This is a genomic window from Chryseobacterium pyrolae, assembly GCF_025153485.1.
GTDB lineage: Bacteria > Bacteroidota > Bacteroidia > Flavobacteriales > Weeksellaceae > Chryseobacterium > Chryseobacterium antibioticum.
The window spans coordinates 280,167-302,889 of record NZ_JANZQH010000005.1 but is presented as its reverse complement, the minus strand read 5'-3'; the positions used below and the strand labels follow the sequence as shown (position 1 = coordinate 302,889).

The window sequence follows — 22,723 nt, the reverse complement described above, 5'->3', positions numbered from 1 at the left end:
AATAATTTCCAAAATTTCCCACTTTTTCCCACTTTTTGACTTAATGTTAATAAGTTTTATTAAAGATTGAATTTCACTGGGGTAAGTATTTGATATATGGACTGTTGTAAAAAGTATTATTTAGGCCATAGTAAAGAGGTTTTGAAAAAAGTAAAGAAAAAGGATGATATTATATTATTTTTACTTTAAATTAGGGTAATCAAAAAATTTTTGAGGTTTAATTTGTATTTTTGCAGAGCTTTATTAAGGCATTTTATGATATTTAGTACAAAAAAAGAAAAGAAATATACTTTTATAGAGGCGGGAGAAGGACATCCATTGGTGCTGTTGCACGGTTTAATGGGTGGTTTGAGTAATTTCGATAAGATGGTAGATTTTTTTTCGGAAAAGGGGTTCAAGGTATATGTTCCTCAGTTGCCTATCTACGATCTGCCGGTACTCAATACTAATCTTACCACTCTTGCAAAATATATTATCAAGTTTATAGAGAGTCATATGACTGAACCCGTCACCATTGTAGGAAACTCTATGGGTGGGCATGTAGGATTGATTATGACTTTAGCAAGACCGGACCTGGTTAAGAATCTTGTTTTAACAGGAAGCTCGGGATTGTATGAAAGAACTTTCGGGGATAGTTTCCCGAGAAAAAATGACCGTTCCTATATAAGGAAGAAAACGGAAGAGGTTTTCTATGATCCTGCTATTGCTACAGAAGCTCTTGTAGATGAGGTTTTTTCTGTAGTGAACGACAGGATGAAAGGAATAAAAACAGTAATGCTGGCAAGAAGTGCCATCAAACACAATATGTTACATGACCTTCCTAAGATTACGACGCCAACGTGTCTGATCTGGGGGAGACAGGATAATGTAACGCCTCCAGAAGTGGCTGAAGATATGAATAAGTTTATTCCGAATTCAGATTTATTCTGGATTGAGAAATGCGGACATGCTGCGATGATGGAAAAGCCGGACGAATTCAATGAAATTCTGTACAGCTGGTTAAAAGATAAAGTTTAAAACAAATATAATAAACCATTAAGAGCTTTTCTTAATGGTTTGTTTTTCTAAAAAATATTCAAAAATGGTTATAAAAACGGCAGAATTTGTAAAAAGTAGCGGAAAATGGCAGGAATGCCCTGAACCTACGATGCCTGAGTATGCTTTTATCGGAAGGTCGAATGTTGGAAAATCTTCATTGATCAATGCAATGATGAATCATAAGGACTTGGCAAAGACTTCCGGAACTCCAGGGAAAACTCAGCTGATCAATCATTTTTTAGTGAATGAAAACTGGTATCTGACGGATTTACCGGGTTATGGATATGCAAAGGTTTCAAAATCAATCAGAAAGGATTTTGAAAAACTGATCACCAATTATATTTTGAACAGGAGAAACCTGGTAAACCTTTTTGTTCTGATAGATGCAAGACATACTCCACAAAAGATAGATCTGGAATTTATCCAATGGTGCGGGGAAAGCGGAATTCCTTTTTCGATTGTTTTCACTAAAGCGGATAAACTGAAACCGAATGTTATCATTCAGAATGTAGAAAATTATAAAAATGAACTGCATAAAACGTGGGCAGATCTGCCTGAAATATATGTGACTTCTGCAGAAAAGAAAACCGGAGGGGATGAGATCCTTAATTTCATTCAGACAACGAATGAGTTTTTGAAAAATAACAGTGTAAGTTTTGAGGAGTAATGATCTGGAAAATTAAAACCTTTGATGAGTTTACGGTTCCTGAACTGTATGCTGTTTTGAAAGCCCGTATTGATGTTTTTGTGATCGAACAGAACTGTCCTTATCCTGATCTGGATAATTACGATCAGAAAGGAATTCATATCTGGGCTGAAGAAGAGGGGCAGATCCTTGCTTACTGCCGTGTGTTTGATAAGGGAATCAAGTTTGAGGAAACTTCTTTAGGGAGGGTTCTTACCACAGAGCAGGCGAGAGGTAAAAATCTGGGCAGACAACTGATCAGATATGCTGTAGAAACGATAGAAAACCGTTTTCATACTTCTGAGATCAGGATTTCAGCACAGGATTATTTATTAAGATTTTACTCCGAATTCGGATTTATAGATACCGGAAAAAAATATCTGGAAGACGATATTCCTCATACGGAAATGATCAGAAAATAAAAAAGCGAAGAGAAATCTTCGCTTTTTTTGGTATATGTAGAATGTTTTTAGTTTTTTAGAGTTTTGACCTGAATTCAGGTTAGTTGCAACCCGAACAATAGGACCGGTCTACATATTGTTTACTGCTTCCCGTGTAGTAATAGCAGCCTCCTCTTTTTCCTACATACAACTGACTTCCATTATAAGTGCATCCTCGACTTTGTGAATAAGACTTTGACCTTTTAGAACTAGAGTTGGAGCTGCTCTTGCTCTTTTTCGCCTTTTTCTTTTGTTTTTTAGAGGATAGTTCTGTTTTAGAAATGGTGGTGTTTCCTGTTGCTGTAAAGCTTGACGGAAGCATTAAACCTGCAGCCAAAAGGGCTGTGAATAGTAGTTTTTTCATGGTGTTTTTGTTTTTATATGATAAGAGTTTTAATGGTTATGAGTTTAATTTAACCTCTATGAATGATTGCATTATTTAAGGCATTAACAATTTTTTGAATATAATCTTTGTCTTTTGAAATAATACTATTGGCCTCTCCTGCATTGGTGCTTATTCTCACAGCATATTCATTTTTAATAGAAAATAACCACCAGATTCCAAGTGTAATGACGATTATTCCCACCCAAAAAATATCTTTTGAAAAAAGAAGGAGGACTCCGAAAATAGCCATCAATATTGCTTTTGTCTTACTTTTAATGATTTCAAAAATATGAACAGAAGAGATGTTTCTCATTGCATATGTTTTTGATTGGGTAACAAATCTAGATTGTGTGACTGTTACAGAACTATCCTGATAAAATTTAGTTTCATTTTGAGTTTCCATAGCTAATAGGTTTTAAAATTTCAACCAATCATAATCAATCAAGTGTGATAAATTATCAATAGTTTTATTATTATGCTTTGTTCTTAAAAATTTTCCTTCTACAACTTCTATTTCTTCTCCATTCTTCCAAAAAGAATTTTGATAGTCCCAGACCCAAGTTATAGCGCTATTACCAGCTAATTGAAGACGTCTTACTGCTTCTGATTTTTCTACTTTTTCTGCTCTTGAAGTAGTTGTCTCGTTGATTTCGTGAAAAGCGTAGTGAGTAATTGTGTTTTTTGAATCCTTCCAAACACCTGAAATTTTAAATTTTGCCATTTTTTTATTTTTTGGTTAACATTCCAAAAGTATAAAGCTTATAAACATTTTCCTTACGGGAATCCGTAAACAAAAAAACCTTTCAATGAACTTGAAAGGTTTGTCTGCTATATTAAAAAAGGATTAAATAATTCCCAGGTCCTTGCAGAAGGCAACCAACTGCTCATTGCTTGCTACATTGAGGTTTTCTTTTAAACTGTTCAGTCTTTTTTCTACACTGCTCAGACTGTTGGGTTTAATATTATTATTCTGAAGATAGGTGGGAATGTTTTTTTGCAACACTCCTTGAGAAAGAAGGGAAACGAGTGTAATGTCATAAGACGTAAACTCATAGCTGTTGAGCTTTTTCACTTCCTGTTTAAGATCTAGAGACAGGTAGTTTTCATTGACGTATACGGATGCTATTGCTTTTTTCAGGTCTTTGGAATCATGTCTGGCTTTGCGGACAAAACCGTTGATTTTATATTCGTTAAAAAGAGAATCTATCACTCCTGATTTATGTTCTCCGGAAAAAACGATCACTTTGAGAGAAGGGATTAATTCCCGGACTTCAAGGATCAGTTCCTTTCCTTCTTTGATGTTTTGTTCACGGTGATCCTCTTCAAAAGAGAGATCGGTAATAAGTAAATCATAAAGGTCATTCTCGCGAATGGACTTTTTTACTTTAGCGACTGCATCATCACAATAATACACATAATCAGCATGAGAAATATTTAGATCTTCCAATGTTTTTTGTACAGAAATGCTGCTGCTTTCGTGGTCTTCGGCTATTAAAATTTTTTTGAACATTCTTTAGGTCTTTTTTTAAGAAACAGGAAATGAAATAGTAATCTTCAGTCCTTTTTCGGATTTATTGTCAAAAATAATTTCTCCACGGATAGCGGCAATACGGGTTCCCGTATTTGTCAGTCCATTTTTGTAGATCATTTCACCGGGAATCCCAACTCCGTCGTCGGTGTACTGGATTTTGACCCAATTATTGATTCTTTCAAATTTAAAAATAACACGCGAAGCCTGGCTGTGCTTTTTCATATTAACGAGCAGCTCACGGATCACCTGATAGACATCTTCAAAGGAGGATGAGGAAATTCCGTTCCATATTTCATTTTCGTTTCCAACGATATAGGTGTCGGTCATATCATTTTTAAAAGAGGCAATAAGGGAGGAGATTCTATCTTTATTGTCCTTTATATCATTTTCAAGATCAGGTTTTTCGTAGGAAATATCTCTGGATTTCTCGTAAACAAATTCCAGTTCGTCCAGGGCTTCTTCTTTATCAAAATATTCCTGATTTTCTATTTTGGTCATCACCTGGTAGATGCCGTTGGCTACGACATCGTGGACTTTTTTGGAGATTCTTAATTGGTCATTCTTTATCTTTAATTCATTTTCTTGTTTCAGCCTTTTCTTTCTTCTTTTGTACCAAAAAAAGCCACCAATTAAAAGTACTGATAAAGCACCTAAACCGATATTTCTTTTCAAGAGCTCCGCTTCATTTTCTGCTATTTCATTTTTCTTTTTTTCTACATCGTATCTTATTGTGGCAAACTGATTTTTAGCTTTGCTTCTGGCAATCTGTACACTATCATTAAGGGCTTGAAATTTTTCAAAATATACTAAGTAATGTTCTGGATCTAAGTTTATTATTTTTTGTAAAGCTTGTAATCGGTCTTCCGGACTGTGGTTTTTTTCGGCAGTATTCAGCATTTTATTTGCATAGTATAATGCTTTATTTTTGTCTAAAGAGAAAAAATAATTGGATAGTGCTGCATAGCTTGAATTTTCATCTTCTCCTTTTTTTTGTCTTATTTCAAGGGCTTGATTAAACTCAGGAAGAGGGTTATATTTTTGATCTTCGTAATGTTTTGCCCTGGCCATATTATTAATGAACATTGCATATTTTAAACTGTCTTTTGTTGGCAGTGCAAGTTTTATACTTTCCTGAGCTTCTTTATACTTTTCTAATGTTATCAGTGCAGCTCCCAAATTATTATGATACATATATTTATTTTCTGTATCATCAGAGTATTGAAGTGCTTTTTGATAGTATTCTATAGTTTCATCAAAATTGTAAAGATAGGATGAGCAGATTGCCATATTATTAAAGCTAGAGGCTAGTATTCGTAGGCTTAGGCTGTCTTCATTTTTCTCCAGACAACGATTGGCTTCAAGTGAGGTTTCGATGCTTCCATAATAATCTCCTTTACCTTCTTGGATAATGGCCATATTTACCAATGATCTAGCTCCTTCTATAGAGTCGTTTGCTTCAAAGTATGAATTTTTAGATAGATTGTAGTAATAGAAAGAGGAACCTGTTGTATCTGCCCTTGCTTTATCAAAGTATGCTTTGGCAGTAGCAATTTTTTCAGATTTATTATTGTTGCAAGAAAAAAGCAAAATAGATAAAACGATGAGAAAAAACATTTTCATGGATGTTGGTTTTTTCTTACAAATTAAAAAAAAAGAACAGATTATACAATCTGCTCTTTTTTAATTAGTTTGTTAACTTATGGCTGAGTTGAAAATGGTGGTGTTTGTCCCGTATTTCCTCCTGTATTCCCGCCGTTTCCATGGCCATTTCCGTTTCCGTTTCCATCCCCCGGATCTAAACCTTCTCCCGGATCACCTACCAGTTGCACTGTTGGCTGTCCTTGATTGTTAGTACATGTTGCCGTATTGGCGTTATTATTTGAAAATGCTAAACTTAATAGCATTAATATAAACTGGATCATTTCCTTAAAATTTTGAAGTTTTTAGACTGTTTTTCTTCCTCTCGTGGTTTTCGATCACGAGCAGTACACGTTTAAAATTTCGAAGCGCTTCTAATTTTTTTGGGAAGTGAACCTTCAAAAACGGAGGAGAAACATCTGCTTCCCAACCCGGAGTTTTCCTCCGTTTTATCTGGTGTTTTTTGAAATCAGTTTCGTAAATTTGTTTTTGTAATGTTTTGTTTCTCACTGATTTCTATGGCAAATTAACGACGAAAGAAAGGGCGAGGGTTAGAAAGTTTTCGGAAAGTTTTTGGAAAGTTTTCCTCGGTGGGATGTACGGAAAACCGTAATTTTTTTGACTTGAGATTTCTTAATTTTCACAGTAATAACCATGAGTATGTCAAAATTTTTATCTGAAAAAAAGAAATTATTAGAAGATGTCTACGAAAAAGCTTCAAATGAAGCTACAGAAACATCATTTAATGGGATTCTCCTACACCTTGAGCAAATTTTAAAAGATGATTTTGAACCACTGAGTTATAAATCTTTTGAAAATTATTACAAGGCAATAGTTGAGCAAGGTGAAGACTATAATATAAAAAGGCAGGTTTTGGATAACCTAAGCCGATATTTGGGATATGATACTTTTAAAGATTACTGTTCGGAATGGAGGACATTGGAATATAGTATTCAACAAGCAATCTCTAAAATTGTGATCACTATTATTAATAAGCCAATCCTCGTAATGCCTGAGTTTATGAAACAGAATGGATTCGGTATTATAGAAATGGCATTTCTTTTATGTCTTGTTACAGGAAATTTAGTTTTCTCTAATAACAAGAAAAGTTCTAGCAACTCTTCATTTCTACTAGGTTTAATGTCAAGTGTACAGCCTGGTACAGACAAAAAGTATATGTATTGGGATGGAGAAAGGTATATTGCCACGGATAGTAGCTTTATCAGACCCGGGCTTGAAGTAAAAGCAATGGATGAGCATTTGTTTCTACATTTCAAAAAGAATACTAGAAAAGATACATTGACTGTTGATAATGCATTAGGTGTTACCTGGTATTCGAAATTTTATGGAAATGTGGAGTTTTTCACAATGGATGGAGTAGATCCAGAAAATGGAAAGGAATTGAGAAAATCAACCTCTTTTATTCTTGATAAATATGCAGGCAAGCCAAAAGATTCGATAGACGTTGAAGAATAATTTAGACATAAAAAAAGCGAACATCCATTGTGGATATTCGCTTTTATATTTTTTACGCCTCATTCAGCATTCCCAATTCTCCAAAATGTTTTTTAAACTTCTGGATCTTCGGGCCTACTACGGCACTACAGTAAGGTTGGTTGGGATTCACGTTATAATACCCTTGATGATACTGTTCTGCTGGCCAGAACTTCTCAAACCGGGAAACTTCAGTAACATACTTTCCAGGCCATTTTCCTGAAGCTTCAGAGGTTTTCAGGGCATCTTCTGCTTTAGCCTTTTCAGCATCATCTTTATAATAAATAACGGAGCGGTACTGTGTTCCGATGTCATTCCCCTGTCTGTTCAGTTGGGTAGGATCGTGAAGGAAGAAAAAGACATCCATCAGCTGTGCATAAGAAATGATTGCAGGATCGAAGGTGATCTGTACCACTTCCGCATGTCCGGTTTCTCCGGTGCAGACTTCTTCATACGTAGGATTGTCTTTGTGTCCTCCGGAATATCCTGAAATTGCAGAATGCACTCCTTTAAGCATATTGAAACAGCTTTCCACACACCAGAAGCATCCGCCTCCGAAAGTGATCTGTTCTAAATTATTATTATCCATTGTTCTTAAATTATGTATTTGTTGGTTTTTACCGATTCAGCCGTGGCATAAAATGGGTAAAAAACCAATCAAAAGTAAGAAAAACTTTTTCATTTTGGGTGAGAAATCTGATGATTTAAAACAGAATTGAGCCCAGCCTTTTTAACCACTGAAGATGTGGAAGTGATATGATTTATTCGCGCAGATCTCACAGATTAGATGGATCATTGCGGTATTGAATTTCTGGAATAAAAGGAATTTGTAAAATAAAGTATGGAAAAATCATATATACACTGTATAAGATCTGTAGAATCTGTGGGAATTCAAACCAGATACAAACCTGTTCAAAACAGAAAAAGCACCCAAAAGGATGCTTTTATTATTATTTTAATGTCGTTTTTAGTTATTTTTCCCAAACCAGGGCACTTGCTCCAAGAATGGCAGCATCAGCTTCGTCCAGTTCACTGAAAACTAATTTTACTTTATTTCTAAAGATCGGAAGAAGGTTTCTTTCCATATGAAGTTTTGCGGGCTTCAAAATAAAATCACCGGCTTTGATCACGCCACCAAATAAAAGAATGGCTTCAGGTGAAGAAAACATCACGAAATTAGCCAAAGCCTCACCCAGTTTCTGTCCCGTATATCTGAACACCTCGATCGCAATAAGATCACCTTTCAGTGCACATTCATGAACCGTCTTCGAGTTGATGGATTCTTCAGGATACTGGTTCAGTATGGATTCAGGAAATTCAGCCCTCATCTTCTTAGCGGTGATCGCAATTCCTGTGGCTGAAGCATAGGCTTCCAGACTTCCTTCAGATCCTGTACTCCAGTGCTTTCTTCCGCCAGGTTTTACAATGGTGTGACCCAATTCTCCTGCGAAACCGTCGTGGCCGTAAATCAAGCTTCCGTTGGAAATAATTCCACTGCCCACGCCTGTTCCCAGAGTGATCATGATAAAATCTTTCATTCCTCTTGCTGCTCCGAAAAGCATTTCTCCAAGAGCTGCGGCATTCGCATCATTAGTAATGGTACACGGCAGGTTGAATTTGGCTTTCATCAGCTCACTGAAAGGAACTAATCCCTTCCATGGCAAATTGGGAGCCTGTTCTATGGTTCCTTTATAATAGTTGGCATTGGGAGCACCTACCCCGATTCCGTCAAAGTTGGTCTCAGTACCGTACTTTTCGATCAGGGGTTTCACCTGTTCATATAAAGCATCGATAAAGTCTTCTACTTTTCCGTATTCATCAGTTCTCAGATTTCCTTTTTCCAGAACTTCACCGCGGTGGTTGACCACTCCGAACTTGGTATTGGTTCCCCCGATATCAATTCCTAGAGCAACTTGTTTTGATAAATCTATTAATGACATTTCTATTTATAAATTCTAAGGGGTTAAAATTATAAAAAAGATTGTATTAATGGATTATTAACAAAACTTTTATTTAAAAAACTTTTAGGCTGTTTTGGTCGGTTTCTTTTTTCTTCTTCCCCACCAAACCATAAATCCGGTTACAGGCAGTGATGCACAGATGAGACTGACAATGAATGCGATGATCTTTGTAGGCAGTCCTAAAATAGAACCCACATGAATATCATAGTTGGCTCCTACTGCTTTTTCACCAAAGTTTTTGTCTTTGGGATCGTGGGTGTGAAGCAGTTCTCCGGAGTTTTCATCAAAGATCAGGCTGCTGCTTTTATGATAAGAATAAGAAAGGTGTTTTACATACACTTCAAAGTTCGGGTGCTCGTGATCGTCCATATGCTTGTGACCCAGGTCAATCGCAAAACCGAAAGCATCAGGATATTTCTGAATAACGGTACTGATGACTTTGTCCAGTGTTCCTTCTGTTCTTAATTCTATAGGTGCTTTTGTTTTGATGTGAGAGAAATCCGGATATTTCGTTTCTCCACCGGAAAATATGACGTAGATCATCGCCTGTACAACGAAGTACGCATAAAACAACCCTGTGATCGTGAAGATTAAAGCAAAGATGGAGGAATAGAAACCCAGTATGTTGTGAAGATCGTAGTTCTTTCTTTTCCAGCTTTTGACATTCTTCCATTTGAAAGAAAGGCGCTGCTTTCTTGCGGCTTTGTTTTTAGGCCACCAAAGCACAATTCCGGTGATGAGCATGATCAGGAATATAATCACGGGAATTCCCACGACATACGGCCCCCAGTCCTGCTTTAGCAGAAAGCTCCAGTGGATCATTTTTACAATATTGAAGAATCCGTTCTTTTCATCGTAGACCCTAAGGACTTTTCCCGTGTAAGGGTTTACATAAGCCGCTTTATAAACCGGAAGTTCATCAAAATAATTCCAGGCTTTCGTGTTGTGCTCATACCAGTAAAATAGGTAGGACATCTTTTTGTCGATGGGAACGTTTACCCAGTGAACCGGATATTTTTCCTTTACCTGTTCAACAACAGATTTCTCCATCATTCTGATAGGAAGAACGTTTTTCTGTTCTATATTCTGTTCGTTATGATAGATAACATCCTTTCTTGTAAATTTTTCCAGTTCGTCTTTAAAAACATAGAGTGCTCCTGTAATGGAAATGATAAAGATCAGAAAGCCAATCCCCAGACCAAACCAAAGGTGCAGTTTGGCAGACCATTTTTTAAAGAAGCCCGGTTTATTTTTATGATGATGTTTTTTCTTCATATCGCAGTTCAAAGTATCGCAAAGATAAGTTTTACTTTTTATTTAGATTAATTAAAATTTATATTCAAGCATCAGGGTGCCTCTTCTTCCCAGTGAGTTCACGAATTCACTGTCACGGGCAGACCACCATGCAATCGCAGGTTGATACATTCTGTTGAATACATTTTCAACCCCTGCAGATACCCTCCAGTTCTTATTGACTTCGAAGCTGGCTTTAAAATTAAAGACCGTGTAGTCGGGAACATAGCCTTCTCCGTAGACGAACAATCCGGTCTTTGCATTAGGTTGGAATCTGTCCTGTTCAAACGCATGAAGCATATCAAGTCCAATAGATAAAGACTGTATGGGTCTTGCCTGAATGTAAGCAAGTACTTTAGGCGCAGAAATCCGGCTGTTGTTGATCTTTGCTGAATAATCTCCGTCGTCTTTGATGGAGGTAATTCCTTCCATCCAGCTGTAGCTTCCTCCGAAATTGATCCATTTGGTGGGCGTAAAATGTAAGAATCCTTCGACACCGTACACGATTTCCGGAGATCTCTGTATCGTTAATGCTCTGTCCGGGCTCTGTACAAAAGATGCTCCCAGTTTTGACGTACTTACATAAGAAGTGATCTCGTAGTTGATCCATTTTGAAATCTGTCCTGTCGCACCGAATTCATAGTTGTTGACGATGATCGGTTTGGTTTCAAGGTTTTGAATGGTTCCTTCTGTAGAGGTTCTCAGGATTCTTCCTAATTCATTAATAGAGTAGGACTGTGAGAAGCTTCCGAACAGATTGATAAAAGGTTCAATATTATAACGGATCCCTAAATTGGCGACCAATGCATTGTATTTCAGATCTCCACCGGTCACAAAGATACTTTTGGTGAAGGTCCCGTCACTTTTAACCGTAGAAAGGGTATTAAAATCTCCGACTTTGACGCGCATGTTTTCGTAACGAAGGCCTCCTTTGATGGTTAATTTTTTTAATAAATCAATTTTAATCAATACAAAAGGGGCCAAGTTGGTCATATTCATGTCCGGTGTCCAGTAACGTCCGTCTTCCAGCTTCTGAACCGTCTGATCGTTGAGGATATCCATTCCGTACATCACTTCACCCTGTGAATCTTTAGCAGTCCACAATTTGGTGTCAAAATTGAATCGGGCTCCGTATTTTTTTGAAATCACATTGGACTGACCTCCTCCGAAGAAGGTGTCGCTGTATCCGTATACTGTCCTGAAATCCTGCATGTAAGCATTGACATTCAGTGAAGTAGTTCCGCCAAAAAGATTCTGGTTGTCATAATTGATTCTCAAATTATGGTTTCTCGGTGTTCCCTGTGGTGTAGTTTCAAGATTTTTCCCTACGCCTTCCCCAATGGTTGGGGTGATTCCGTATTTTCCCGTTACCAATCCTAAGTTGAGGTCAGATCTGGATGCATATCCGATGTAAGAGGCTTCCACTCTCTGATCCTTATTGATATTGTATCCTACTTTAAGCATCCCGTTGTAGTTATCCATTTTCGCAGGACTGTAGGTTGGCGTAAGGTTGATACCGTCGGCATCTTTCATATAGCCTGTTCTTTCGTAGGCGAGAGAGAAAACGTAATCAAACTTATTCACCTTTCCTGATAATAGCTGGCTGGCTCTTACGCCAAGAGTTCCGCCATAGGTTTGGCCTGTAAAACCTACCTGAGTAAGTCCGGAAATATTCTTATCGGATTTGCTTCTTCTTGTGATATAGTTGATGATCCCGCCATCTGCCCCATTTCCGTAGATGGATGACGCTCCTTTGATCACTTCAATTCTTTCAATCACGGAAGGATCGATAGACCTTAGATCTCTGGCTCCGTTTCTGAGTGGAGTAGACTGAGGAATACCGTCGATCAGGACAAGAACCTGACGACCTCTCAAGGTTTGACCTGTATTGGAGGTCTGTCCCGAGTTGGTTCCTAAACTGGGAACGGTATACTGAAGAATGCTGGTGATATCTGAATTAACGGTCAGCTGAGACTGGATATGCTTTTCTGCAACAATCGTTACGGAACTGGGTATTTCTTTGATATTTTCTTTTTTTCTGGAAGCAGTCATCACGACTTCGTCCACGCTGTTGGTCTGCAGGCTGTCTTTAACCTGTGCAAAAATGGTAGCTGAACCTAAGCATGCAGCTGATATAAGCGCTTTTTTCATTATATTTTCTTTCCTTGTTTTTTTTGTTTTCCCCACCATACCAGAAATCCTGTTACAGGAAGTGAAGTACAGATGAGTCCGGTAATGAACCATAGAATTTTTCCGAACAGCCCGAAGTAGGATCCTGTGTGGATGTCATAATTGGCATTGGCATATTTTTCAGCATTGCTCAGTTTTTGATGAGGTTTTTCGGCCAGCAGTTTTCCTGAGTATTTGTCAAAGATCAATGCATTTCTTTCGCTAAACCTTCCTTCTTCACCGTAAATAGTAACCGGGATATTTTTCAGTTCTTTCCCTTTCTTGTTTTTTCCGTTCAACGGAATTCTGAAACTGGAAGACGAGGGATACATTTTTCTGGTTTCCTGAGCAGTAAGGTCATACACTGAGGCATTTTTTCCCACAAGAGAATCCGGAGATTTTATTTCCTTTTCTTTTGGGAGCTCTGTAGAACCTGAAAGTGTAAAATTGAAGGCATTTTTCACATACGGATAGGCAAAATAGATTCCTGTCATGCTAATAACTAGAGCGAAAAATGAGGCATAGAAACCCAATACATTATGAAGATCATAGTTTTTACGTTTCCAGGTTTTCACGTTTTCCCAGCTGAACCAGAAGCGTCCTTTTCTAGCTTTTTTGTTCTTTGGCCACCATAAAACAATTCCCGTGATCAGCATGAAGATGAAAATGACGGTAGGGATTCCTACGACATATTTTCCCCATTCGGAGTTCAGAAGAAGGCTCCAGTGGATGAATTTCAGAATATTGAAAAAGCTATATTTCTCATCGTAAACGGCCAGAATCTTTCCATTGTACTGATCCACATATACGAGCTTATTGATCTTGACTTCTTCAAAATAATTCCATCCTTTTTTGTTTTTTTCGTAATATGAAAAACGATAGGATCTGTTTTTATCCAAAGAGATTTCTACAGCGCTCAGCGGATATTTTTCATTGAGCTCAAGACTGACTTTTTCTTTAAGAACAGCAATAGAAAGTGGTGATGCTGAAGGTTTCTGTACATACATCGCTTCTTTTCGGAGGCTGTTCTGTATTTCATCCTTAAAAACATATAAAGTTCCGGTAAGCGAAACAATAAAGACAATGATACCAACGGACAAACCCAACCACAAATGCAGTTTGGCAGACCATTTCCTGGTAAAAGAAACTTTCTTTTTATGGGGGTGCTTTTTCTTCATAGAAAAAAGTTAACCTCCGGAGAGGCTAACTTTTGATTATTTAAAATTTATATCCGATTGATAATCTCCAGTTACGCGGAGCATTGTAGATCCATGCATACGAACCGTCATCTGATCTGTAGCCACTGTAAAGCTTTCTGTTCAGAACGTTGTTGAGCAATAGATTAACATCGAATTTTTTAGCAACATAAGAGATTCCGAAGTTGGTATCAAAGTAATCTTCCAGACTCTGATCATATTTTGCCGTTGTTCCAAACCAGGATTGTCTTCCTCCCTGATATTGGTATCCGGCCGAAATACCGAATCCTTTTAACTGGCCGTGTTCAAATCTATAGTTTAACCAGGTATTCTGTACGTTTTTGGCATTTCCGGGAGATTGTATCCCTATTCTGCTTGCATCGGTATCTTTAACTGTTTTGGCATCCGTATAAGCATAGTTTACCACAATGTTTAATCCTTTTACGATTTCCCCTTTAATATCAGCTTCAAAACCACGTGATCTTTGTTCTCCAGTTGGAATCATAAAAGCATTTCCGTTGTTATCGTTTGAATTTCCGGCAACCAAAATGTTTTTTCTTCGGATTTCATATACGGCAAAAGTAGAGTTCCATTTTCCTCCCAGCCAGTCTTTTTTTAATCCAAATTCAATATTCTGTCCTTTTAAAGGATCTGTGATTGAAGATCCATTAATCCCTATTGCAGACTGAGGCGCAAACGTTTTATCAAAAACTCCGTACACTGAAAAATCATCTTTAATAGAGTAGCTGACACCAGCTCTTGGTGTAAATTCTCCAGCTTGATCAGCTTTTATCGGATCTAAATTAGGATATCCCGAGAATGTTGTTCCACTGGTATATCTTCCTGCCAGTGTAATACGGAGCTTATTGTTAAGCATTTCTATTTGATCCTGAGCATAATAAGAAGTGTATTTTACTCCCTGATCATTATAATAATTAGCATTTCTATTTAGATAATAAGCGCTTTCAGGGGGTAATGTACTAGGATTTACACCGTAAACAATATTGTGAACATCAATAGATCCTCCATCTCCTAAATAAGAGAAATCAGCCTGGTATTTTCTATTTCCGTAATCGAATCCGGCAATGACTTTATGAGTAATATTTCCTGTTTGTAAACTTCCTCTAACGTAGGTCTGGAATATATTGTTTTTTCCAAGAGCCTGCCAGTTACTTAAAGATCTGCTTAAAATATTGGGGTCTGAACCATAGAAACCACCCCACCATGAGCCACCGTCATAGTTCATGTCCATATAAGCATACTGTGTACTCCAAACCCAATCTTTGAATAATTTCTGATCTAAGCTTAAAAATAAACTCTGATCTTTCACCTCCGTTTTTTTGAAGTTAGGATCATTAAAATTAGTATGAACATTTAATGAAGCATAGCCGTCATTAGACATCAAGTAAGCACCCGGCTGGTTGAATTTTAAGAACTGATAATTATACTGAGCCGTGAATGTCGTTGTTTTTGTAGGTCTGAATGTAATAGACGGAGCGATGATTATTTTGCTTGTCTTGTCATTTTCTGACCATGATTTGTTGGAGCTTCCCATTAAGTTTAAACGGTAGTCTAAAACGCCGTCCTTCACGATAACACCGTCAAGATCTGCTTCTCCTCTAAAAAGATTGTAACTTCCGGTTGTGAATCTTACACTGTTGGCAAACTTACCGGTTGGTTTTTTCGTTACCACGTTGTAAAACCCTGCCGGATCACCCATAGATCCCATGAATCCTGCCGGTCCTTTTACGAACTCTATTCTGTCGATAATGGATGCATCCGGATTAATTGGTCCCCAGGTAGAAGAGACATTCATTCCGTTCATATACGTAGCAATACTCGCTCCTCTCATAAAAACATTGGAATAAACGTTGTCCCAGTGTTCTACTTTTCTGGCACCACTGACATTACGGACAATTCCTTCGGACATATTTAACGTGATCTGATCATTCAAAACCTGCCCACTGATGGACTGTACGTTCTGTGGAAGTTCAATAAGCGGAGTTTGCAGTCTTAGAGAACCGGAGACCTCATTCAATTTATATTTTTGATAATATCGCCCGCTGACAACAACTTCTTCAATATCATTAGATTTTATAGTATCTTTTTCCTGAGATAAAACCAGCATAGAACCCAGCAATGAGGCACAGATCAGTACATTTTTCATGAAAGTCAAATTTTCTGCAAATATATTGTTTTTAATTGTTCTAAATAAATAACAGGATTGATATTTATCATGAAATTATTAGGTGCTGAATAGCAAAACCCCGCATCAGACGGTGCTGATGCGGGGTTTTTATGAGATTTTATTATAGATTTCTTAAGCCGGAATTTCTCCTTTGTATAAGAAAGAAATAATTTCTTTGTTCATTTTGTCAACCATTTCACTGAATAAGTGGAATGATTCCTGTTTGTAGATGACCAATGGATCTTTCTGTTCATAAACGGCACCTTGAGAAGATCTTCTCAGGTCATCCATTTCACGAAGGTGAAGTTTCCAGTTTTCATCGATGATTGATAAAGTAATGTTCTTTTCAAAATCGTTGATCAGGCTTTCACACTGAGTGTCATATGCTTCCTTAAGATCAGCTACGATAGTCATTGTTTTGTGTCCGTCTGTGAAAGGAACCTGGATCATTTTGAACATTGAACCTTGATTCTGGTATACATTCTCAATGATAGGGAATGATTTTTCTTTCAATAGGTTCAGTTTCATTTTGTAATCTTCCTGAGCTGCCTTGAAAACAAGATCCGTTAATTCCGGAAGCTGCTTGCTCTTGAAATCACTTTCAGAAACAGGAGATTCCATGGTGAAGAACTTAATGATGTCGAATTCGAAATCTTTATAGTTTCCTGAAGCCTTTCCTTTGGCAACGATTGAATTGGAAACATCGAAGATCATATTTGTAATGTCATACTTCAGGTGATCACCGAATAGAGCATTCTTTCTTCTCTTATAGATTACATCACGCTGCTTGTTCATCACGTCATCATACTCAAGAAGTCTCTTTCTGATCCCGAAGTTGTTTTCCTCTACTTTTTTCTGAGCTCTTTCAATAGACTTGCTGATCATAGAATGCTGAATCACTTCACCTTCCTTATGACCCATTCTGTCCATCATTTTCGCGATTCTTTCAGAACCGAACAAACGCATTAAGTTGTCTTCAAGAGATACATAGAACTGAGAGCTTCCAGGATCTCCCTGACGTCCCGCTCTACCTCTTAACTGTCTGTCTACACGTCTTGAATCGTGTCTTTCTGTACCGATAATAGCTAAACCTCCCGCTTCTTTTACTTCTTTAGAAAGTTTGATATCCGTACCACGACCTGCCATGTTCGTTGCAATCGTTACAACTCCCGGCTGTCCTGCTCCGGCAACGATCTCCGCTTCCTTCTTGTGAAGCTTCGCGTTCAATACCTGGTGTGGGATTTTTCTTAACTGCAGGGCTTTGGAAAGCAATTGAGAGATTTCAACAGAAGTTGTACCTACCAGTACTGGTCTTTTTGCTGCTGTTAATTTTTCAATTTCCTCAATTACGGCATTATATTTTTCACGGTTAGTTTTGAAAACTAAATCCTGTTTGTCATTTCTTAAAATAGGACGGTTGGTAGGAATTACCACAACATCTAATTTGTAGATTTCCCAAAGTTCTCCCGCCTCTGTTTCAGCAGTACCCGTCATCCCCGCAAGCTTGTTGTACATACGGAAATAGTTCTGAAGCGTTACCGTAGCAAAGGTTTGCGTAGCAGCTTCAATCTTTACATTTTCTTTAGCTTCGATCGCCTGGTGAAGCCCGTCTGAATAACGTCTTCCTTCCATGATACGGCCTGTCTGCTCGTCAACGATTTTTACTTCACCGTCTATCACTACATACTCATCATCTTTTTCAAATAATGTATAGGCTTTCAATAGCTGGCTCATCGTATGTACACGCTCAGATTTTTCAGCGAATTCAGAGAAAAGTTTTTCTTTAGCTTCGAATTCTTCTTCTTTGGATAAGTTTCTGGCTTCAACTTCAGCGATTTCTGTTCCGATATCCGGAAGAACGAAGAAGTTGTTGTCAGAATTCCCCTGAGACATATATTCTACTCCTTTGTCTGTAAGGTCTACCTGATTGTTTTTCTCTTCGATAACAAAGTAAAGGTCTTTATCTACGATTGGCATGTCACGGTTGTTGTCCTGCATGTACTGCGCTTCAACTTTCTGAAGCAAGGCTCTGTTTCCGCTTTCCGATAAGAATTTGATTAATTGTCTGTTTTTAGGAAGTCCTCTGTATGCCTGAAGCAATTTGAATCCTCCTTCTTTGGTGTTTCCTGCAGCGATTAATTTTTTCGCTTCATTAAAGATAGCAGAAACTGTTTTTTTCTGAACGTCAACAATTCTGTCGATAGAAGGCTTAAGAACATCAAATTCCTGTCTGTCTCCCTGAGGAACCGGACCTGAAATAATTAACGGTGTTCTGGCGTCATCTACCAATACGGAGTCAACTTCATCCACAATAGCAAAGTTTAATTCTCTTTGTACCAATTCTGAAGGTGAAGTTACCATGTTGTCTCTCAGATAATCGAAACCGAATTCGTTGTTCGTTCCGTAAGTAATATCTGAATTGTATGCTTTTCTTCTTCCGTCTGAGTTCGGCTGGTGGTTATCGATACAATCGATAGACATTCCGTGGAACTGATAAAGAGGTCCCATCCACGCGGAGTCTCTTTTGGCAAGATAGTCATTCACAGTTACTACGTGAACCCCTCTTTCTGTAAGAGCATTCAGGTAAATAGGTAATGTTCCTACCAGGGTTTTACCTTCCCCTGTTGCCATTTCGGTGATTTTCCCGCTGTGAAGAATAACCCCTCCAATAAACTGAACATCATAATGGACCATGTCCCAAACTACAGGAGTCCCGGCTGCGTCCCATGAGCTTTTCCAGATTGCGGTATCTCCCTGAATTTCTACGAAATCTTTACCTGCCGCCGCCAATTGTCTGTCCCAATCTGTTGCAGTAGTACGAATTTGTCCGTTCTGAGCCCATCTTCTTGCTGTTTCTTTTACCAGTGCAAAAGCTTCAGGAAGGATCTGGCCAAGAACTTTCTCTTCGATCTCGTATGATTCTTTTTTAAGAGTCTCAATCTTTGTGAAAAGAGCTTCTTTTTCATCAACGTTTGTTGAATTTTTGATCTGCTCTTGTACTTGTTCTATTTGAGCTGTGATTTTGCTGGTTGCAGTTTTGATATTTTCTTTAAACTCAGCAGTTTTCTCTCTCAAACCATCATCAGACAATTGCTGAATAGTTGGTTCAACAGCTTTGATTTTTGTTACAACTTTTTTTACTTCTTTTAGGTCCTGCGCTTTTTTGTCTCCCAAAAACCCTTTAAGAACTTTGTTTAAAAAACTCATAAATTTTTTGCTTTATGCTTAAAGTAATATGCTTTAAGCGTTGTATTGATACGCTTATCGTGTGAATTATATATAAAAAAAGGGCAAATAAGCTCTAAGCTACTGCTTAAAGCTTATTGCTTTAATTAATATTCGTCTTCGTTCCAAAGGAAATCCTCGTCGGTAGGATAATCGCTCCATACCTCTTCGATAGATTCATAGATCTCTCCTTCGTCTTCAATAGCCTGAAGGTTTTCTACGACTTCCATTGGTGCACCAGTTCTGATTGCATAGTCAATAAGTTCTGCTTTTGTCATTGGCCAAGGTGCGTCACTTAAATAGGAGGCTAGTTCTAATGTCCAGTACATAATTTTCTAATTTTTTTGCAAAAGTATAAAATTAGCTTATATTATGCGCTTTTTTATACTTGATTTTCAATTCTTTTTGATTAATTTTTGTTCATTGTCCGTCATAGACTGCATTACAGCTGCACCGGAAACTTACATGATGTCATTTTCTCAAAAACCATTCCACAAATTTTTTTATGCCATTTTGGAAGTCTGTGTCTGGTTTGTAGCCTATTAATGTCTTTGCTTTTGTGATATCTGCATTGGTTTTCTGGACATCTCCCGGCTGCATTGGCAGAATTTTTCTCGTGGCAGAGATTTTCAGGGTGTTTTCTATGGTAGCCAACATTTCAGACAAGGTTACCACTTCGCTTTCCCCAAGGTTAATAATTTCATAGACCCCGGAATGGGTTTCTAAATAAAGGATAGATTTGGTAATTCCGTCTATGATGTCATCAATATACGTATAGTCTCTGGCTGTATTTCCATCGCCGTAGAAAGGGATTTCCTGGCCCTCTGAGATCAGCTTGGTGAATTTATGAATGGCCAGATCCGGTCTTTGTCTCGGGCCATATACCGTGAAAAAACGTAAATGGATCATGTCTATATGATATAGGTTATGATACACGTGTCCTATAATTTCTCCACTCTTTTTTGTGGCGGCATAAGGTGAGATAGGATTGTCCACATTATCTGTTTCCGCAAAAGGAACCTTTTCGTTGTTTCCGTAGACGCTCGAAGAAGATGCACACACGAATTTCTTGATATTGAATTCTTTGCAGAGTTCCCAAAGGTTCATGGTACCGCGTACATTCACCTCTTCGTATTCCAAAGGTCTTTCAATGGAAGGGCGTACGCCAGCAAGGGCTGCAAGATGGATAACAAGGTCTATCCTGTGGTCTTTAAAAATATGTTCAAGTCCTTCTTTATCACGGATATCCTGATAGTACAGATGATAGGTATCTGACTGGGAAATGTCAGTTAAACGTCTGATATCGGTCTCTTTGTCCGAAAACTCAAAATCCGAATTTTTATCAATAGACTCTAAAGTATTTTTAATTTTTATCTGATAATTATAGAAATCATCAAAATTGTCAACGTTTATGACAGAATGTCCATTTCTTAATAATTTTTCTATTAAATGGGAACCTATGAATCCGCTTCCTCCAGTTACAAGATAAGTCATTTGTGGTTTTTTAATGGCAAATTTATTAATAATACTTGAATGCTGTTTTCATACTTTTGTTAGAAAATATAATAAATGATCAATTTCCGAAAACTATTTGTATTACCCAAGGAAGAAGATGAAGAATTTACATTTCATGAAATAGAAGAGGGAATTTATTTTCGGGGACACAATTTGTGGCTTCTGGTGATTTCTATGGGTATTGCATGTGTAGGACTGAATATCAATAGTTCAGCGGCTGTTATTGGTGCGATGCTTATTTCTCCGTTAATGGGGCCAATTGTAGGAATGGCCTTTGGTCTTTCTACAGGAAACAAGAGACTTATAAAGCTGGGAATTATCAATTGGGTTCTGATGATTGTTGTTGCGATTTGTTCTTCCGCCTTGTATTTTTTTGTTTCTCCTTTTCACTCAGAAACTTCACAATTGGAAAGTTTTAAAACAGCTACGATTTTTGATTGTTTTTTGGCTTTATTAGGTGGCTTCGCCTGGTTTCTGGGGATTGTAAGGAAGGAAGCGGTAAAAGTAATTGCGGGCGTTGCGGTTTCCACGGCATGTATTCCGCCTCTTTGTACAGCCGGTTTCGGAATAGCAAATGCAAATTGGGAGTATTTTTGGGGAGGTTTCTATTTTTATCTTATCAACTGCTTTTTTATAGGTGTGGGGACGTGGATATTAAGTATATTTTTAGGTTACCAGAGGTATTATAGAATGAAGGATAAATCTCACAACCGTAAAATTTCTGGTTTAATTAGCCTGCTTTCCATCGTTATATTATTTCCAAGTATTCTTCTGACGAAAAAGAAATGGGAGAAGGAAAGGCTAAAGGAGCGTGCGGAAAATTATATTAAAAACATTAAAGAAAACCACTCGGAACTAGCTATTATCAGTTATGAGGCTTTTAAAGAAAACGATCAGGATTTTTTGAGGATAACACTTTTGAATGACAGTGTTGCTATCAGTAAAAAAAGGCTGGATGCCCACAATGATTTGGTAAAAGATATTCACCTGATATGGCAATATTCTCCAGGGGCAAGAAGTGGTGGAAAATCGGAAATGCTGAGGCTCCAAAGTCAAATAACAGCTCTGAAAGATGAAATAGACCGTATAAAATCTCAGAACAAAATCAAATAAATTTAATTTTAATATATTTACGTATAAACAGAACAATTATGCAGTTTCAAGGGCAAATTTTAAAAATGACGAGCTACGATGCACAGCCGATCCAATATTATCTTAATCTTTCAGGAGATCTCATCCATATGAACGAGCTTTTCGGAAAAGAGTTACGTATAAAGCATGTCGGATTTCAGTGTGTCAACTGCGGAGAAAACAAGCCTATTTATAGGATGGGATTCTGCAAAAGCTGTTTCTTTGAAAGTCCTTATGCAAGTGATACAATCATTCGTCCTGAGCTTTCCACTGCCCATTTAGGAGTGGGTGAACGTGATCTGGAAGTGGAAAAACAAATCCAGTTGCAGCCTCATACCGTATATCTTGCCTATACAGGTGATGTAAAAGTGGGAGTAACAAGAAATACCCAGATCCCTACAAGATGGATCGATCAGGGAGCTACTTTTGCACTGCCGATCGCCAGAACAGAGAACCGTTATGAAGCAGGAATGATAGAAGTTGCTTTAAAAGAACATCTTCCGGACAAAACAAACTGGAGAAAAATGCTTCAGGATGATTTTGAGGGAGAAATGGATCTCGCCGATTTTCAACAAAAGATCAGGCAGTATTTTCCTGAAGATTTTCAGAAATTTTACAGCGAAGGAGAAGATCTTTGGAGATTTGATTATCCTTTTGAAAAGCCGGAAAAAGTAACCTCATTCACACTCGATAAAAAACCTGAGTTTACAGGAAAACTGACAGGAATAAAAGGACAGTATTTAAGTTTTCACGGAGGAGATTTCATCAATGTGAGAGGGCACGAAGGCTATGTGATAGAGCTGGAGATTAAAAACTAATCTTACTTTAAAGCTA

At 37.7% G+C, this 22,723-nt stretch carries 21 protein-coding genes; 6 read left to right on the top strand and 15 right to left on the bottom strand.

The window, feature by feature from the left end; all coding sequences use genetic code 11:
- The first annotated feature begins 255 nt into the window (after positions 1 to 255).
- The 3 genes from NZD88_RS12895 (at position 256) to NZD88_RS12885 (ending at position 2,145) form a co-directional block, all read left to right on the top strand.
- A complete protein-coding gene (locus tag NZD88_RS12895; protein WP_169233374.1) occupies positions 256 to 1,017 on the top strand; it encodes an alpha/beta fold hydrolase in 762 nt (253 codons plus the stop codon).
- Positions 1,018 to 1,081: 64 nt separating this feature from the next.
- Positions 1,082 to 1,705: a ribosome biogenesis GTP-binding protein YihA/YsxC gene (yihA, locus tag NZD88_RS12890; RefSeq protein ID WP_259829679.1), complete on the top strand. Its 624-nt coding sequence runs from the start codon at positions 1,082 to 1,084 to the stop codon at positions 1,703 to 1,705.
- Complete coding sequence (locus NZD88_RS12885) at positions 1,705 to 2,145, top strand: GNAT family N-acetyltransferase (RefSeq protein WP_259829675.1); 441 nt, start codon at positions 1,705 to 1,707, stop codon at positions 2,143 to 2,145. Before yihA ends, NZD88_RS12885 begins: the two co-directional genes overlap by 1 nt.
- 79 nt (positions 2,146 to 2,224) lie before the next feature.
- Here the strand turns inward: NZD88_RS12885 and NZD88_RS12880 are convergent, their stop codons facing one another.
- The 6 genes from NZD88_RS12880 to NZD88_RS12855 all read right to left on the bottom strand — a co-directional run bounded on the left by NZD88_RS12880 (position 2,225) and on the right by NZD88_RS12855 (position 6,001).
- On the bottom strand, positions 2,225 to 2,527 hold the full coding sequence (locus NZD88_RS12880; protein ID WP_259829673.1) for a hypothetical protein: 303 nt from the start codon (positions 2,525 to 2,527) through the stop codon (positions 2,225 to 2,227).
- Between the two features lie 49 nt (positions 2,528 to 2,576).
- Positions 2,577 to 2,951, bottom strand: coding sequence for a DUF6232 family protein (locus tag NZD88_RS12875; RefSeq protein WP_259829671.1), 375 nt, complete (start codon positions 2,949 to 2,951; stop codon positions 2,577 to 2,579).
- Positions 2,952 to 2,963: 12 nt separating this feature from the next.
- Positions 2,964 to 3,269: a DUF3892 domain-containing protein gene (locus tag NZD88_RS12870; protein ID WP_259829669.1), complete on the bottom strand. Its 306-nt coding sequence runs from the start codon at positions 3,267 to 3,269 to the stop codon at positions 2,964 to 2,966.
- 123 nt (positions 3,270 to 3,392) lie between these two features.
- The gene (locus tag NZD88_RS12865; RefSeq protein ID WP_169233365.1) at positions 3,393 to 4,058 is read right to left on the bottom strand and encodes a response regulator; all 666 of its coding nucleotides are present in this window, start codon (positions 4,056 to 4,058) and stop codon (positions 3,393 to 3,395) included.
- A 15-nt stretch (positions 4,059 to 4,073) separates the two neighbouring features.
- The gene (locus NZD88_RS12860; RefSeq protein ID WP_259829667.1) at positions 4,074 to 5,699 is read right to left on the bottom strand and encodes a tetratricopeptide repeat-containing sensor histidine kinase; all 1,626 of its coding nucleotides are present in this window, start codon (positions 5,697 to 5,699) and stop codon (positions 4,074 to 4,076) included.
- A gap of 77 nt (positions 5,700 to 5,776) precedes the next feature.
- Positions 5,777 to 6,001, bottom strand: coding sequence for a hypothetical protein (locus NZD88_RS12855; RefSeq protein ID WP_259829664.1), 225 nt, complete (start codon positions 5,999 to 6,001; stop codon positions 5,777 to 5,779).
- Between the two features lie 376 nt (positions 6,002 to 6,377).
- Here NZD88_RS12855 and NZD88_RS12850 point away from each other — a divergent pair, with 376 nt between their 5' ends.
- Positions 6,378 to 7,193: a hypothetical protein gene (locus NZD88_RS12850; protein ID WP_259829663.1), complete on the top strand. Its 816-nt coding sequence runs from the start codon at positions 6,378 to 6,380 to the stop codon at positions 7,191 to 7,193.
- A 52-nt stretch (positions 7,194 to 7,245) separates the two neighbouring features.
- Here the strand turns inward: NZD88_RS12850 and msrA are convergent, their stop codons facing one another.
- The 9 genes from msrA to NZD88_RS12805 all read right to left on the bottom strand — a co-directional run bounded on the left by msrA (position 7,246) and on the right by NZD88_RS12805 (position 20,737).
- Positions 7,246 to 7,800: a peptide-methionine (S)-S-oxide reductase MsrA gene (msrA, locus tag NZD88_RS12845; protein WP_259829662.1), complete on the bottom strand. Its 555-nt coding sequence runs from the start codon at positions 7,798 to 7,800 to the stop codon at positions 7,246 to 7,248.
- 382 nt (positions 7,801 to 8,182) lie between these two features.
- Positions 8,183 to 9,151: an ROK family protein gene (locus NZD88_RS12840; protein ID WP_259829661.1), complete on the bottom strand. Its 969-nt coding sequence runs from the start codon at positions 9,149 to 9,151 to the stop codon at positions 8,183 to 8,185.
- 84 nt (positions 9,152 to 9,235) lie between these two features.
- Positions 9,236 to 10,447, bottom strand: coding sequence for a PepSY-associated TM helix domain-containing protein (locus NZD88_RS12835; protein ID WP_259829660.1), 1,212 nt, complete (start codon positions 10,445 to 10,447; stop codon positions 9,236 to 9,238).
- A gap of 51 nt (positions 10,448 to 10,498) precedes the next feature.
- The gene (locus NZD88_RS12830; RefSeq protein ID WP_259829659.1) at positions 10,499 to 12,616 is read right to left on the bottom strand and encodes a TonB-dependent receptor; all 2,118 of its coding nucleotides are present in this window, start codon (positions 12,614 to 12,616) and stop codon (positions 10,499 to 10,501) included.
- Complete coding sequence (locus NZD88_RS12825; protein ID WP_259829658.1) at positions 12,616 to 13,812, bottom strand: PepSY-associated TM helix domain-containing protein; 1,197 nt, start codon at positions 13,810 to 13,812, stop codon at positions 12,616 to 12,618. Before NZD88_RS12825 ends, NZD88_RS12830 begins: the two co-directional genes overlap by 1 nt.
- A 40-nt stretch (positions 13,813 to 13,852) precedes the next feature.
- Positions 13,853 to 15,997: a TonB-dependent siderophore receptor gene (locus tag NZD88_RS12820; RefSeq protein WP_259829657.1), complete on the bottom strand. Its 2,145-nt coding sequence runs from the start codon at positions 15,995 to 15,997 to the stop codon at positions 13,853 to 13,855.
- 153 nt (positions 15,998 to 16,150) lie between these two features.
- The gene (gene secA / locus NZD88_RS12815; RefSeq protein WP_169233355.1) at positions 16,151 to 19,225 is read right to left on the bottom strand and encodes a preprotein translocase subunit SecA; all 3,075 of its coding nucleotides are present in this window, start codon (positions 19,223 to 19,225) and stop codon (positions 16,151 to 16,153) included.
- 125 nt (positions 19,226 to 19,350) lie between these two features.
- Positions 19,351 to 19,572: a DUF2795 domain-containing protein gene (locus tag NZD88_RS12810; RefSeq protein WP_002662059.1), complete on the bottom strand. Its 222-nt coding sequence runs from the start codon at positions 19,570 to 19,572 to the stop codon at positions 19,351 to 19,353.
- A 142-nt stretch (positions 19,573 to 19,714) separates the two neighbouring features.
- Positions 19,715 to 20,737 carry a GDP-mannose 4,6-dehydratase gene (locus NZD88_RS12805; RefSeq protein ID WP_259829656.1) on the bottom strand — a complete coding sequence of 341 codons (1,023 nt, stop codon included), beginning with the start codon at positions 20,735 to 20,737 and terminating at the stop codon, positions 19,715 to 19,717.
- Positions 20,738 to 20,812: 75 nt separating this feature from the next.
- Here NZD88_RS12805 and NZD88_RS12800 point away from each other — a divergent pair, with 75 nt between their 5' ends.
- Both NZD88_RS12800 and NZD88_RS12795 read left to right on the top strand, forming a co-directional pair.
- The gene (locus NZD88_RS12800; RefSeq protein ID WP_259829655.1) at positions 20,813 to 21,871 is read left to right on the top strand and encodes a DUF389 domain-containing protein; all 1,059 of its coding nucleotides are present in this window, start codon (positions 20,813 to 20,815) and stop codon (positions 21,869 to 21,871) included.
- A 38-nt stretch (positions 21,872 to 21,909) separates the two neighbouring features.
- On the top strand, positions 21,910 to 22,707 hold the full coding sequence (locus tag NZD88_RS12795; RefSeq protein WP_259829654.1) for a DUF2797 domain-containing protein: 798 nt from the start codon (positions 21,910 to 21,912) through the stop codon (positions 22,705 to 22,707).
- The last annotated feature ends 16 nt before the right edge of the window (positions 22,708 to 22,723 follow it).

Bases quoted from the DNA above. Each gene is read 5' to 3' on its own strand.
- NZD88_RS12895 (WP_169233374.1), top strand. From the start codon at position 256: ATGATATTTAGTACAAAAAAAGAAAAGAAATATACTTTTATAGAGGCG.
- yihA (WP_259829679.1), top strand. From the start codon at position 1,082: ATGGTTATAAAAACGGCAGAATTTGTAAAAAGTAGCGGAAAATGGCAG.
- NZD88_RS12885 (WP_259829675.1), top strand. From the start codon at position 1,705: ATGATCTGGAAAATTAAAACCTTTGATGAGTTTACGGTTCCTGAACTG.
- NZD88_RS12880 (WP_259829673.1), bottom strand. From the start codon at position 2,527: ATGAAAAAACTACTATTCACAGCCCTTTTGGCTGCAGGTTTAATGCTT.
- NZD88_RS12875 (WP_259829671.1), bottom strand. From the start codon at position 2,951: ATGGAAACTCAAAATGAAACTAAATTTTATCAGGATAGTTCTGTAACA.
- NZD88_RS12870 (WP_259829669.1), bottom strand. From the start codon at position 3,269: ATGGCAAAATTTAAAATTTCAGGTGTTTGGAAGGATTCAAAAAACACA.
- NZD88_RS12865 (WP_169233365.1), bottom strand. From the start codon at position 4,058: ATGTTCAAAAAAATTTTAATAGCCGAAGACCACGAAAGCAGCAGCATT.
- NZD88_RS12860 (WP_259829667.1), bottom strand. From the start codon at position 5,699: ATGAAAATGTTTTTTCTCATCGTTTTATCTATTTTGCTTTTTTCTTGC.
- NZD88_RS12855 (WP_259829664.1), bottom strand. From the start codon at position 6,001: ATGATCCAGTTTATATTAATGCTATTAAGTTTAGCATTTTCAAATAAT.
- NZD88_RS12850 (WP_259829663.1), top strand. From the start codon at position 6,378: ATGTCAAAATTTTTATCTGAAAAAAAGAAATTATTAGAAGATGTCTAC.
- msrA (WP_259829662.1), bottom strand. From the start codon at position 7,800: ATGGATAATAATAATTTAGAACAGATCACTTTCGGAGGCGGATGCTTC.
- NZD88_RS12840 (WP_259829661.1), bottom strand. From the start codon at position 9,151: ATGTCATTAATAGATTTATCAAAACAAGTTGCTCTAGGAATTGATATC.
- NZD88_RS12835 (WP_259829660.1), bottom strand. From the start codon at position 10,447: ATGAAGAAAAAACATCATCATAAAAATAAACCGGGCTTCTTTAAAAAA.
- NZD88_RS12830 (WP_259829659.1), bottom strand. From the start codon at position 12,616: ATGAAAAAAGCGCTTATATCAGCTGCATGCTTAGGTTCAGCTACCATT.
- NZD88_RS12825 (WP_259829658.1), bottom strand. From the start codon at position 13,812: ATGAAGAAAAAGCACCCCCATAAAAAGAAAGTTTCTTTTACCAGGAAA.
- NZD88_RS12820 (WP_259829657.1), bottom strand. From the start codon at position 15,997: ATGAAAAATGTACTGATCTGTGCCTCATTGCTGGGTTCTATGCTGGTT.
- secA (WP_169233355.1), bottom strand. From the start codon at position 19,225: ATGAGTTTTTTAAACAAAGTTCTTAAAGGGTTTTTGGGAGACAAAAAA.
- NZD88_RS12810 (WP_002662059.1), bottom strand. From the start codon at position 19,572: ATGTACTGGACATTAGAACTAGCCTCCTATTTAAGTGACGCACCTTGG.
- NZD88_RS12805 (WP_259829656.1), bottom strand. From the start codon at position 20,737: ATGACTTATCTTGTAACTGGAGGAAGCGGATTCATAGGTTCCCATTTA.
- NZD88_RS12800 (WP_259829655.1), top strand. From the start codon at position 20,813: ATGATCAATTTCCGAAAACTATTTGTATTACCCAAGGAAGAAGATGAA.
- NZD88_RS12795 (WP_259829654.1), top strand. From the start codon at position 21,910: ATGCAGTTTCAAGGGCAAATTTTAAAAATGACGAGCTACGATGCACAG.